Here is a 12,788-nt window from a genome sequence, read left to right as displayed (position 1 = left end):
CCACATGAGCTTGCCTGTTACCCCTAACCAAAACCAGCTGCTGGCGGCGTTGCCCCCCGCTGATCTGGCGCCGCTGACCCCGTATCTGGAGCTGGTGCCGATGCCGCTGGGGCAGATGCTGTTTGAGCCCGGCATCCTGATGCGCCACGCCTACTTTCCCACCACCTCCATCGTGTCGCTGCATTACGTCACCGAATCCGGTGCGTCTGCCGAGACGGCGGGTGTGGGCAACGAAGGGGTGGTGGGCGTGTCGCTGTTCATGGGCGGCGACACCACGTCAAGCTCGGCGGTGGTGCAAACCGCCGGTCAGGCCTGGCGGCTGGATCGGCACACGCTCAAAGCCGAATTCAATAAGGGTGGCGCCTTGCAGCGCCTGCTGCTGCGCTACACCCAGGCGCTGATGACCCAGATGGCGCAAACCGCGGTGTGCAACCGGCACCATTCGGTGGTGCAACAGCTGTGCCGCTGGCTGCTGCTCACCTTGGACCGCCTGCCCGACCGCGAGTTGGTGATGACCCAGGAGCTGGTGGCCAGCATGCTCGGCGTGCGCCGCGAAAGCGTGACCGACGCCGCCGGGCACCTGCAGGCGGCGGGCTACATCCGCTACCGGCGCGGCCACATCGGTGTACTCGACCGCGCCGGGCTGGAGCGCAGCGTGTGCGAGTGTTACGGCGTGGTCAAAAAAGAGCTGGACCGGCTGCTCAGCGACGTCAAGCTCAATCAGTAGCGGGGGCCGGTGCACGCCGCTCGGCCATGCCGGCCCGAGGGCCAGCCAAGGCGTCAGTAGCGGCGCAGGGTGCCGTTGTCAATCTGCACCCTGTCGCCCACGCGGATGTCGCCGGTGGTGGACTGGGTGACGGTCTGGTAGCTGCCGTTGTTCAAACGCACGGTGAATTTGTAGGCGTTCACCAACTGGTTGGCCTGGTTGTTTTTTTCCAGCGTGTGCCCGGCGTAAGCGCCGCCTGCCGCGCCCAGAACGGTCGCCGCTGTTTTGCCGCTGCCGCCCCCCACCTGGTTGCCCAGAATGCCGCCCACCACCGCGCCGGCAATGGCGCCAGCGCCGATCGAGCCGGCGCCTGACGCCACCTCTTGCTGTACCAGGTCAATCGACTGCACCACACCATATTGGGTGTAGGCGCCGCTGGCCTGCGGCTGGACGTTGCCGGTGGGGTAGGTTTGCCCCGGCACGTTGGCGCAAGCTCCCAGCACCAGCAAGGTGGAGATGCCCAGGACGGCTTGAAAGTTCTTTTGAATGGTGTTCATGAAAGTCTCCGGTTATTTCTTCAAACTCATTTGGTTAGTGACCTGGGTCACGCCATCGATGGTACGGGCAACGGCTACCGCGCGGTCAATCTGGCCTTGGTTGTTGACAAAGCCGCTGAGCTGCACCTCGCCCTTGCGGGTGGCCACGTTGATGTCCAGGCCGTTGATGCTGGCATCTGCCAGCAGGGCGGCTTTGACTTGGGTGGTGATCACGCCGTCGTCGATCTTGGTGCCCACCGTGGCGGCCACGCCGTCTTTGATGGCGAGTTTGTTGTTGACGCTTGTGACGCCTTCAACGCCCTGGGCTACGGTGATGGCCTGGTCAATCTGGCTCTGATTGGCGACAAAACCGCTCAACATGACTTCGCCTTTGCGGGTTTCAACCGCAATGTCGGTGCCTTTGATGTCGATGTGGTCCAGCAGCGCGGTCTTGACGCGGGTGGTGACGACGCTGTCGTCAATTTGGGTCCCGACGGTGATGGCGGGTGCTGCGGTGCCGGTAGTGTCAGCTTGTTGGCTGCACGCCACCAGGGCCATCACCACCGCGGCGGTCAGCGTGGTGGTCGCGATGCGCAGGCTAAGGGGGTTGCCCATAAGTTGTCTCCCATGTTGTTGTGAATAAGCCTCCACTTTGGCCCTGGGGGGCGGTGCTGTCGGTGCGGCAGCTCACGTTGGGTGCAACGCATGGGTGAAACACAACGGTGGGTTGGCGACGGGTGCGCAACTGGCAGGTCTGTGTGTGCGGGCGCACAGACGGCTGGCAGGTGTGCCGTCAGACTCGCTGGTTTCATAGAAAGTGACCCTCATGAACCCGATCAAGCTGATAGGTATTGTTCTCATTGCAGCCGGTGCCCTGGGCCTGGTGTATGGCGGCTTCAGTTACCCCAGTGAAACCACGGCATTGAAACTGGGCACCATGGAGCTGAAGGTGCAGGAGACCAAAACCGTCAACGTGCCGCTGATCCTGAGCGCCGCCGCTGTCGCTCTGGGCGCGGCGATGCTGGTGTTTGGGCGCAGCAAATAAGGCGGGGCTACAGCCAGCGCTCCCACAAGCGCGCCAACCATTCCTTGAGTTTGAACTGCAGTGGGCGAGCCGCCCAGGTTTGGGCGTCGATGGGGTGTGAGGCCGCCTGGTCCAGCGCGAACATGGCCGACATCTGCGCGGCAAAGTCGCGGCCCAGGATGACCGCGTTGACCTCGTCGTTGTCCATGAAGCTGCGCCAATCCAGGTTGCTGGAACCGACGGTGGACCAGACGCCGTCGATCATGGCGGTTTTGGCATGCAACAGGGCGCCCTGGCGCTCGAAAATCTTCACACCGCCCTGGAGCAGGCGCCCGTATTGCGCCCGACCCGCATGGAACACCAGGGCCGAGTCGCTGTAGCTGGGCAAAATCAGCCGCACATCGACTCCGCGCGCTGCGGCGTCGACCAGCGCCTGCATCAGTTGCGGGTCGGGCACAAAGTAGGCGTTGGTCAGAAAGACCTGTTTTTCGGCGTTGCTGATGGCCGAGATCAGCGTCAGGTACACCAGGCTGTACGGGTCGTCCGGTGTGCCACCAATCGCGCGCACGATGTCTTTGCCCGCTGGCGCGAGCACCGGGGTGTAGTTTTTGGGCATGAGGGTCTTTCCGCGTTGCTTGTCCCAGGTCTGAAGAAAAAGTTTCTGAAATTCAGCCACCACCGGGCCGTCGATTTGGATATGGGTGTCGCGCCAGGCACTGTCAGCCGTGCTGGTTTTGCTGGGCCGGTGGATGACCGACCCCGACGAATACACGTTGCTGATGTTGATGCCGCCCAGAAAAGCGGTGCGGCCATCCACCACCAGCAGCTTGCGGTGGTCGCGGTTGTTGATCAGCCATGCACCGCCGCGCGAGGCAAGCGGGTTGACCGGGTTGAATTCGAGCACCGCCACACCGGCGCTGGCCAGCTCGTCAAAAAATTGCCGCGGGGTGGTGAGGCTGCCGACACTGTCATAAATCAGGTTTACCTGCACACCCTGGCGCTGCTTGGTGAGCAGTGCCTGCGCAAACGCCTGCCCCGTGGCATCGTCTTCGATGATGTAAGACTCCAGGTTGATGTGGTCCTGGGCGTCGGCAATGGCGGCCAGCATGGCCGCATAGGTGGCCGGGCCGTCTTGCAACAGCGTGACCTGGTTGCCCAGCACCAGCGGGCTGTCGTTGATGGCCTGCTCCAGGGCGATCTGTTTGTCCAGAATGTCCAGGTCGCCGGCGGTGCGCTTGAGTTCGGCCACGATGGCGGCGCTCCGGCGGGCCGACACCGGGCCGCGCGCGGATTCAAACTGTGCCGCCTGGACGCTGTGGCGCGCCAGGATGTCCTGCGTATCGGGCAGGCTGGCGCAACCAGCCGTGCTCAACACCCACATCATGATCAGGATGGCAAGGTGACGAGAGGGTTGGCAAGTTGGGTGTGGCATGAAGCGGGCAGGGTACAAGGAGGGGCAGCCAGCGGACGTAAAAACGCCCCGCGATCCGATAGGCGAATCCAGGGCGTTAGCCTTTTGGCCAGGCTCAGGCACAGAAAAGGTGACTGGTTTGTCTTGAACCACCTTTCCTCAACGTTTCAAGGTTGGATCAAGGACGAACAGCGATCTCGTTCTTGACCGAGGTGACATTGTTCACGCCACGGGCAATGCGTTCGGCTTCAGACTTTTCGGTGTTGCTCTTGGCAAAGCCGGACAACATCACCACGCCATTGAGCGTTTCAACACTGATGGAGGAAGCGCTGACCAGTTTGCTCTCGGCCATGCGTGTTTTCACCAAGGTGGTGATGCCGGCGTCGTCAACGTAGGCGCCCACTGTTTGTTGGCCACGGCTCACAGCGCAACCGGTCGCGGTCAGCAGGGCGGCGGCAGTCATGACGGCGGCGAGGGCAAGTTTCATATTCATAGGGGACTCCTGGACTATTTTGATGGTGAATGCCCCACCACCTTCGGGCGATAAACCGGGGTCATCCCAGTTGCTGGACGAACTGTAAAACGTGTGCGCCAGCGCGTCCGTGCGCTGGCGCACCTAAGGATCTACACCGTGATCACAAAGCTGGTGTGCTCTGGCAGCTCTGTCCAATGCAGTTGCTGGCCCGGTGCCAGCAGGGTGGCGCCGTGCTGGGCGGCGGCCTGCACGGCGGCTTCGGGTGACGCGCGCAGCAGGATGAAGCGCATCTGGCGCGTGCCACGCACCAGCGTGATCTCTGCCTGCGGCCAGTGGCTCGGCAAGTGCGGGGTAAAGGCCAGGGTCTGCGCGGTTTGTTTAAGGCCAAAGATGGATTCGATGGTGGCGCGGTGCATCCAGGCGGCCGCCCCGGTGTACCAGCTCCAGCCGCCACGGCCCACATACGGCGGCTGGCTGTACACGTCGGCCGCCATCACATACGGCTCCAGACCATACAGCGGGCCGCGCGTGGGGTGGCTGGCGCGGTGCGCCGGGCTCAGGTAGGTGAAATAGCGGTAGGCGACATCGCCGCCGGACACCTCGGCCTGCGCCATCATCCCCCAGATGCCGGCGTGGTTGTACTGGCCACCGTTCTCGCGCACACCGGGCGGGTAGGCCTGGATGTAACCGGCGCTGGGCAGCGCATCGCTCAAAGGCGGGTCCAGCAGCTTGATCAGCCCCATCTGCGGGTCCACCAGATGCGTTTCGGCCGACGCCATGGCCTCGCGCGCCAGCTCGGGCGGCGCGGCGCCTGAGAGCACGGCCCAGGCCTGGGCAATCAGGTCGATGCGGCCTTGCGTGTTGACGTGGGAGCCCAGCGGCTGGCCATCGTCAAAGTAGGCGCGTTTGAACCACTGGCCGTCCCAGGCGGTGCTGGCCAGCGTCTGCTTCAGCCCGGCGGCCACGTGTTGCCAGCGCTGCACCCGAGCGCTGTCACCGCGCGCCAGTGCCCACGGCGCAAAGTCGGTGATCAGGCGGCACAAAAACCAGGCCAGCCAGACCGATTCACCGCGGCCTTCGATGCCGACCCGGTTCATGCCGTCGTTCCAGTCACCGCTGCCCATCAGCGGCAGGCCGTGGCTACCCAGCGCCAGGCTGCGGTCGATGGCGCGCGCGGTGTGTTCGTAGACCGACGCTGTCTCGGCGCTGATGGCCGGGCTGTCGTAGGCGTCTTCGGCGCCGGGCGCAATGGTGCTGCCTTCCAGAAACGGCACCTGCTCGTCGAGCACGCTGGTGTCGTCGGTGGCTTGCAGGTAGTGGGCGCAGGCCGCCACCAGCCACAGCCGGTCGTCCGAAAAATGGGTACGCACCCCCGCGCCGGTGGGCGCGTGCCACCAATGCTGCACATCGCCCTGGACAAACTGGCGCGAGGCGTGCAACACGATTTGCGCGCGCAACGTGTCTGGTGCCGCCCAGGCCAGCGCCATGGCGTCTTGCAACTGGTCACGAAAACCGGTGGCGCCACCGGCCTGGTAAAAGCCCGACTTGGCCCACAGTCGGCAAGACACCGCCTGGTACAGCAGCCAACGGTTCACCAGCGCGTCCAGCAGCGGGTCAGGCGTGGTGACGGTGGTGGCGCCCAGCAGTGTGTCCCAGCTGGCGCACACCTGCGCCAGCCGGTTGGCCGCGGGCAGGGCGCTGGCCTGCGCCAGCAGCGGCCCGACCTGGTCGGCGCTGGGGGCGTAGCCAAGCAAAAAGTTGACCTGGGCCGACTGCCCGGCGCCGATGACGCGTTGCGTGGCGAGTGCGGCGCAAGGGTCCAGCCCGTCGCCGCTGCGCTCGCCCAGGTGGTCGGGCAGCACCAGGCGGCCACGGGCGTCAAAAAACTCCCGCCGGTCACAGGTCCAGTCGGTGGCCTGGGTACCGCTGTCGGCCAGGCTCAGGAAAGCCGAGCCCTGGCCAAACCCGGCGGCGCGTTCAAGCTGGGTGGCCAGCAGCGCAGTTACCCCGCCCTGTTGCAGCACGGCGGTGCGCACGGTGGCGCGGTCGCTGCGGTTGGCGCCCATCAGCCATTCGGCCAGGCCGATCAGGCGCAGTTGCAGGGTGCGGTGGCCGTGGTTGGTCAGGGTGATGTGCACCTGTTTGATGGCGGTGTTGGCATCCACGCACCAGGTGGCGGTGACCGCCAGATCAGCGTGGCGGTGCGCCACGCGGGTGAACCCCTGGCCGTGCGTGACCTGGTAGGTGCGGGCGTTATGTACCCCCGCGCCGGGTGCCACCGGCCAGACCTCGCGGGTTTGGCTGTCCTGCAGCAAAAACCACTCGGACGGCGGGTCAGACAACGGGTCGTTGGACCAGCCGGTGAGCTGGTTCAGGCGGCTGTTGATGGCCCAGGTATAGCCGCCACCGGCCTCGGACAGGTGCGCGCCAAAGTCGGCGTTGGCCAGCACGTTGATCCAGGGCCGGGGCGGGCGCTGATGCGCCGACACGGTAAAACCAAAGTCGGCCGTGGTGGGCGCAAACTGGCCCACACTGGGGCGCGGCAGGGCGATGCCGGGCAGAGCCATTGGCAGGGTGGCGGTGGAGGTTTCTTGCCGGCGCTGCAGGGCGAGCTCGTGCAGATGCAGCCAGTCCTGCACGTGGCGTGCGAGCGGGCGGCCATCGGCACGTAACACCACCCGGGCCAGGCTGTGCAGTGTGTTGAGTTCGGGGCGGCTCAGGTCGTCGGCACGCAACAGATGAAAACGCGTGTTGGCGGTGCCCACCTTGGCGTTGACATCGGCCGCGTGGCGGTCGCGCAGGGCGGCAATGGTGCGGTCCAGCGTCATCAGGTACGAGGCTGGCTCGGCGTTGATCACCACCAGGTCACACGCCACATTGCCCCACAGCCACAGGCCCATCGCCTGCGACAGGGTGCGGACCAGGCCCAGGCCCTCGTTGACGCTGACCAGCGCCAGCACCACCGGCAGGTCCCCCGAGATGCCAAAGCGCCACAGCAGGCGGCGGTCGCACACCTGCGCGGCGGTGCCCGGGTCCCGCACCGCGCGCGCCTGGGGTCGGGTCAGGCTCAAAACCAGCGCGCTGGTCAGGCTTTGCACGGTGGCGAAGTTCTCGGCGCTGATGCGCAGCGCGCGCAGCCGGATGCCGCTCAAGGTGGCAGACATCAATGAGGCGCGCGCCACGTTGCTGGCCAGGCGGTATTTGTCGATGACCGCGCGCAGGGTGTCCGGGTTTTGCGCCACCGCGGTGGCGAAGGTCAACCGTGCCTTGGCGCCGGGCGCAATCTGAATCCGGGCCGACAGGGCGCACACCGGGTCCAGCCCGGTGTCGAGCGTGACCGCCTCGCCGTCGGCTGCTGCGGTGGGTGCCAGGCGCATCCGGGCCAGTGGCTGGCTGGCGGGGCGGTTGCGGCCTTGCCAGCTTGGGCGGTCGGCGCACAGGCGCACCTGCTGCAGGGGCGCATTGCTGTCGGTGAGGAAGTGCGCCAAGTGCAGGCCCTGCTCGGTGGCCAGGCGCGGCTTGCGCGCCATCAGCAGCGCCTGGTGCGAGGCCAGCCATTGGGCGCTGATAAACAGGTTGGTGAACGCTGGGTGCGCCTCATCAGCGCGCGCCTCAGACAGCGTGACCTCAAAGGCCGACATCAACTCGATGTCCAGCGGCAGCTCACCCAGGTTGCGCAGCTCCACCTGGCGGAACTCGATGTCGTCCTCGGGGCTGACCCAAACCGTCATCTGGGTTTGCAGGTCGTCCCAGCTGGTGTCAAAACAGACGCGGTCGGCATGGAACACGCTGGCGTAGCTGGCCGCCGGGTCGGGCGCCGGGTGCTGGGTCAGGGAAAACAACTCGGGCTGCAGGCTGCGCCGCAGGTAGAAGAAGCTGCCCCGGTCGTCACGCAGCGCGTCGTCGCGGCTGCGGGTGATGCCCATGTGGTCCCAGCGGCTGCTGCCAGCGCCATTGGCGCGCAACAACACGCTGTAGCGCCCGTTCGAGAGCAATTGGGTCGGCGCCACCGCCTGGCCGCCGGGCAGCACCTCGCGCAGCAGGCCCTGGGTTTGGCGGCGTTGGGCCTGGCGGCGCAGGTTGGCCGCCGGGGCGTGCAGGCTGGAGACTTCGCGCGGAATGCGCTCATGCAGCAAGATGGTGACCGCCTGCAGGTGGGCATTGGCCATGCCCCAGCGCTGCGGGGCATGGCCCAAGAGCACATTGGCCAGCGCCACGATGGTCATGCCCTGGTGGTGGGCCATGAAGGTGGACACCGGCACATACGGCTCGTTACCGACCCGCCGGGCCACCGTGTAGTCCAGCGCCTCGATGAAGCCGTAGCGACCGCGGGCGCCCAGCAATTCGAGGGCGACAAAATTCTGCCGCGCCAGCAGCGGGTCCAGCAGCGCCGCCAAACCGGTGGCGTAGGGGGCAATCACCAGCTCATCGGGCGGGGTGCGACGCAAGGCCAGCCGCGGCACACCTTGCGGTGCATATTGGTATGCCAACGTGTAGTCGCTGGCGCCATAGGCTGACTCCGAGATGCCCCAGGGCACGCCCAGTGCCTTGGAAAACGCCACCTGTTCCAGCAGCGCGGTGTGGCAGGCTTCAAACAACACGCTGCCGCGCGGCTCCTTGAGGACCAGGCTGGGCATCAGGTACTCGAACATGGAGCCGCTCCAGGAGCGCAGGCCCACATCGGCGCCGTGGGCAAACAAGGGCCGCCCCAGATGCGCCCAGTGCCGCACCGGCAGGTCGCCCCGGGCCACGCCGAGCAGGCTGGTCAGGCGCGACTCGGAGGCGAGCAGGTCGTAGAAGCTGTTGTCCAGCTGGTGTTCGGCCACCCGGTAGCCGATGTGCAACAGATGGCGTTTGCTGGAGTACAGAAACGCGAAATCAGCCTCCCACGCCAGGGCGGACAGCGCGTGGGCCATGGCTAACAGGCGTTGCCGGGTGAGCTCGGTCACGTCGCTCTGGCCGGTGTCGGCCCGGGCCTGCGCATCCAGCCGGGCGGATTGGCGGGTGTTGCGGTGGTCCCGCAGCAGCCAGCCCAGTTCTTCGCGCTGCAAGGCGGACAGCTGGTGGCGCGTTTTGAGCAGCGGACGCAGTCGGGCGCTGGAGGCCTGCAGGGCGCGCTGGCTGGCGGCGTCATCCAGGGGGTGCTCGGCAAACTCCAGGCAGGCCTGGGCCACGGCCAGCAGGTGGCCGCAGAGGTTGCCGCTGTCCACGGTGGAGACATACATCGGCCACAACGGCTGCGCGGTCAGGGTGTCGTACCAGTTCATGAAATGGCCGCGGTAACGCTCCATCTGGTTCAGCGTGGCCAGGGTGGCGTCCAGCCGGGCCAGCAGCTCTTGCGTGCCGATCCAGCCAAATTGCCGGGCGCAGGTGGCGCTGAGCAAGTACATGCCGATGTTGGTGGGCGAGGTGCGGTGCGCCACCAGGTCGTGCGGTAGGGTTTGCAGGTTGTCGGGTGGCAGGTGGTGGTCATCGGGGCCCACGCAGCGCTCGAACAGGCGCCAGGTGTCGCGCGCCACGCTGTGCAGGTAGGTTTGGTCGCTGGCGGGCAGCTGCGCGTCGGCACACAGCGTGCAGACCCGGCTGACCCACCAGGTCCAGACCGGCGAGGCGCCCCACACCAGACACAGCGTGATTGCCAGCGTGGGCCAGGGTGTGGCCAGCAACAGCAGCCCGACCAACAGCACCAGCGCAGCCAGCGGTTCGCGCCAGTGCTGGCGGGCGATGTCCGGCAAGGTGGTTTTGGCCTGCGCCTGCGCCACCGCAGCGGGGGTCCACTGCAGCAGGTGGCGCCGGCTGACCAACGTGCGGTACAGCGCCCGGGTGATGGCATCCAGACTGGCCAGGGCCTGCTGCAACAGCTCGGCCAGCAGCCACAGGCCACCCAGCAGGGTGCGCGCCAGGTCGGTCAGCGCCTCCCGGTAAAAGTGGCGCACGGCCAGGTCACTGCGGCTGGGCAGCAAGCCCGCCAGGGCGCCCATCAGCGGCCCGGCGGTAAATGCCGACAGCACCAGCAGCAGCGCCGCCCACGGCGACAGGCCCACGCCCGCCAGGCTGACCAGCAGCAGCCCGAGCGACATCGGTGCCACCAGCGAGCGGCGCAGGTTGTCGGTCATCTTCCAGAGGTGGATGGCGCGCAGGCCGTAGCGGCGCGGCTGCAGCATCAGCGGCAGCAACTGCCAGTCGCCACGCGTCCAGCGGTGCACGCGCGAGGCGGCCACATCGGCATGGAACGGCGCGTCTTCAATCACCGAGATGTCGGTCACAGTGGCGCAACGGGCCATCGAGCCTTCGATCAGGTCGTGGCTGAGCACCTGGCCCTCGGGCAGGCGCCCGGCCAGCACCGCGTGAACGGCCTGCACATGCAGCAAGCCCTTGCCGGTGAACGTGCCCTCGGAAAACACATCCTGGTAGACCTCGGAACTGGCGGCGCTGTAAGGGTCCATGCCGCACTGGCCGGCAAACAGCCAGTGGTAGCGGGTGAATTCGCTCAGATCGGGCAGCGGTGTCGCCACCCTCGGCTGCAGGATGCCGTAGCCCGAGACCACCCGCAGGCGGGTGGCGTCCAGCCGGGGCTGGTTGTGCGGGTGCGCCGCCACGCCCACCAGTTCACGCAGGCGACCCGGTGGCAGCTGGGTGTCGCTGTCCAGGGTGAGCACCGACACCACCCCCGGCGCCAGGCGCGAGGTGTCGCCCAGGTCGATGAAAGGGCTGTGGTGCCCGGTGGCCAGCGCAGTGATCAGTCCTTCGAGCTTGCCGCGTTTGCGCTCCCAGCCGATCCAGCGCTGCTCGGACTCGCTGAACGCGCGCGCGCGGTGCAGCAGGATGAAGCGCGGCGCGCCCAGGCTGTCAAGGGCTTCGGGGAAACGGGCGTTGAGTGCCTGAATCTGCGCCACGGCACGGGCTAGATGGGCTGCGTCATCGGGTAGCGATTGGGTGTCGGCGTCGGGCCAGTCGGTCAGCAAGGCAAACTGCGCCTGGGGTTCGGGGTTGGCCAGGTAGTGCAGGTGCAGCCGGTGGGCCAGCTCGGTCGCCGCACGCGCGCTGCCCAGCATGCCTGGAATGACCACCAGCACCCGGTGTGCCTCTGGGATGCCGCTGGCCAGCGCCAGCCGCGGCAGGTGCTGCGGTCGGGCCGACTCGCTGATCAGCCGGTTGATCATCGCCACCACCGCTTCAGACGCCGGAAACAGCGCCAGCAGGCCCACCACCGCCAGGCTCCAGCCCGCAGGCTGCGGGGTGTGGCGCAACAGCAGCCACAACAGCAGCGCCAGCGCCGCCAGCAGCGTGCCCAGGTAGAGCGGCAGCGCCAGGCGGCGCGACACCAGCAGCCACAGCCGCGCGCGCAGCGGGCTCATGCCCAGCGCCTGCATCAGTGCGGGCCTGCCCGACCCCAGCAACCAGTGGGCCACCACCGCGCCCTTGTCGTTGCTGTGACCCAGGCCGTGGGTGGACGAGGTTGTCATGCCGGACACCGATCCGGCATCCATGTCTGTGGCTGTTGGAGCGGCGGGTGGCTGTCCGCCACGACTGGCCATCAGCGCCAGCAACTGCTGCGCCACGTGCACCTCGGGGTGGCCGCTCAAGCGGGCCAGCCGTTCGATGGCGTGCAGGCTCTGGTCGCGGGTGGTGTTGTCTTCAGCAGCAAACACCGGCTGGGTCAGCATCAACTGCATCAGCGCGCTGGTGCGGGCAATGATGTCGGGCCAGTCGGCGTCGCCAATGGCGCGCAGCGAGGTGATGGCGTTGCTCACGCTCAGGTTGTCGGCGGCCTGGTCGGCGATCTGCTGTGCCTGCACCGCGGGCATGTCGGGCAGGGCTTGCGTCAGCCAGGTTTGCAGTGCCGCCTGCTCACCGTCGAGCCGGGCGAGGCGGTGGTCTTGCAGCCGCAGGGCCATCTGCAGCAGAAACACCTGGCCCACACCTCGGGTGTTGAGCTGGCCCAGCAGCTCGTCCAGCGATGCCAGCGAGAGGGTGTCGATGACATCAAAACACAGGTTGGCGGCCTCGCGGGCGGCCTTGTGGGTGGCAATGCTCTCGGCCAGGCGGCGCAGGTTCTCCACCAGCACCACCCGCAATGTGGTGGGCAGCGCCCACATTTCGCTCAGGTTGAGCTGGCGCACCTCTTCATAAGCGGTCAAAAACGCCATCAGCATGGGTTCGTCAAACGCGCCGTCGGTGTGCGCCACAAACGCCCAAGCCACGCCATAAATGCGCGGCAGGCCGGCCAGTGGCTCGTCTTGCAGCAGCGGCAATTCGCGGTAGAAGCTGCGCGGCAGACCTTGCCGGATCTCCTTGAGCTGGGCTTCGACCAGGTGAAAGTTGTCCAGCAGCCATTCGGCCGCGGGGCTGATGTCGTAGCCGGTCACGGCCAGCGCACCGATGTAGGCGTGCGCCTCGCGCAGCGCGGTGATGTTGCCCTGGATGCGCGGGAAAAAACCGCCTGCCCCAAATGAGGAGCGCGCGGCGCGGTGCGTTTCGGCCAGGCTGCGGCCGTGTTGGGCAAACCGTTGCGGGCCAAAAATTTCCGAGCGAATCGGTACCTGAACCGGCCCGAGAGCCGGGTTCAGCAGGTCAAGCAGCGCGGGGGGTGCCTCTGGCAACAGGTCAAGCAAGGGGGTGCGCACCATGGCGCG

Annotated in this window: 7 protein-coding genes; 2 read left to right on the top strand and 5 right to left on the bottom strand. The window is 66.8% G+C overall.

What is annotated here, in order from left to right; all coding sequences use genetic code 11:
- Positions 1-4: 4 nt before the first annotated feature.
- Positions 5-727: a Crp/Fnr family transcriptional regulator gene (locus LHU53_RS11170; protein WP_227332737.1), complete on the top strand. Its 723-nt coding sequence runs from the start codon at positions 5-7 to the stop codon at positions 725-727.
- A 53-nt stretch (positions 728-780) separates the two neighbouring features.
- On the opposite strand, the gene LHU53_RS11165 is transcribed toward LHU53_RS11170, so the two are convergent.
- Positions 781-1,263 (bottom strand): glycine zipper 2TM domain-containing protein, encoded by a 483-nt coding sequence (locus LHU53_RS11165; protein WP_227332736.1) that lies wholly within the window; start codon positions 1,261-1,263, stop codon positions 781-783.
- A 12-nt stretch (positions 1,264-1,275) separates the two neighbouring features.
- A complete protein-coding gene (locus LHU53_RS11160) occupies positions 1,276-1,857 on the bottom strand; it encodes a BON domain-containing protein (RefSeq protein ID WP_227332735.1) in 582 nt (193 codons plus the stop codon).
- A 211-nt stretch (positions 1,858-2,068) separates the two neighbouring features.
- On the opposite strand from LHU53_RS11160, the gene LHU53_RS11155 reads away from it, so the two are divergent.
- On the top strand, positions 2,069-2,287 hold the full coding sequence (locus tag LHU53_RS11155) for a hypothetical protein (RefSeq protein WP_227332734.1): 219 nt from the start codon (positions 2,069-2,071) through the stop codon (positions 2,285-2,287).
- Between the two features lie 7 nt (positions 2,288-2,294).
- Here LHU53_RS11155 and cls read toward each other — a convergent pair whose 3' ends face one another.
- The 3 genes from cls to LHU53_RS11140 all read right to left on the bottom strand — a co-directional run bounded on the left by cls (position 2,295) and on the right by LHU53_RS11140 (position 12,782).
- Positions 2,295-3,698, bottom strand: coding sequence for a cardiolipin synthase (gene cls, locus LHU53_RS11150; RefSeq protein ID WP_227332733.1), 1,404 nt, complete (start codon positions 3,696-3,698; stop codon positions 2,295-2,297).
- 157 nt (positions 3,699-3,855) lie between these two features.
- The gene (locus tag LHU53_RS11145) at positions 3,856-4,164 is read right to left on the bottom strand and encodes a BON domain-containing protein (RefSeq protein ID WP_227332831.1); all 309 of its coding nucleotides are present in this window, start codon (positions 4,162-4,164) and stop codon (positions 3,856-3,858) included.
- A 137-nt stretch (positions 4,165-4,301) separates the two neighbouring features.
- Entirely contained in the window at positions 4,302-12,782 is an 8,481-nt protein-coding gene (locus LHU53_RS11140) for a GH36-type glycosyl hydrolase domain-containing protein (protein ID WP_227332732.1), read from the bottom strand.
- Between the last annotated feature and the right edge of the window lie 6 nt (positions 12,783-12,788).

The organism is Rhodoferax sp. U2-2l, assembly GCF_020594515.1.
GTDB lineage: Bacteria > Pseudomonadota > Gammaproteobacteria > Burkholderiales > Burkholderiaceae_C > Rhodoferax.
Note: the sequence above shows the minus strand (reverse complement) of the source record. Positions and strands in the feature narration are given on the sequence as shown.

Bases quoted from the DNA above. Each gene is read 5' to 3' on its own strand.
- LHU53_RS11170 (WP_227332737.1), top strand. From the start codon at position 5: ATGAGCTTGCCTGTTACCCCTAACCAAAACCAGCTGCTGGCGGCGTTG.
- LHU53_RS11165 (WP_227332736.1), bottom strand. From the start codon at position 1,263: ATGAACACCATTCAAAAGAACTTTCAAGCCGTCCTGGGCATCTCCACC.
- LHU53_RS11160 (WP_227332735.1), bottom strand. From the start codon at position 1,857: ATGGGCAACCCCCTTAGCCTGCGCATCGCGACCACCACGCTGACCGCC.
- LHU53_RS11155 (WP_227332734.1), top strand. From the start codon at position 2,069: ATGAACCCGATCAAGCTGATAGGTATTGTTCTCATTGCAGCCGGTGCC.
- cls (WP_227332733.1), bottom strand. From the start codon at position 3,698: ATGCCACACCCAACTTGCCAACCCTCTCGTCACCTTGCCATCCTGATC.
- LHU53_RS11145 (WP_227332831.1), bottom strand. From the start codon at position 4,164: ATGAAACTTGCCCTCGCCGCCGTCATGACTGCCGCCGCCCTGCTGACC.
- LHU53_RS11140 (WP_227332732.1), bottom strand. From the start codon at position 12,782: ATGGTGCGCACCCCCTTGCTTGACCTGTTGCCAGAGGCACCCCCCGCG.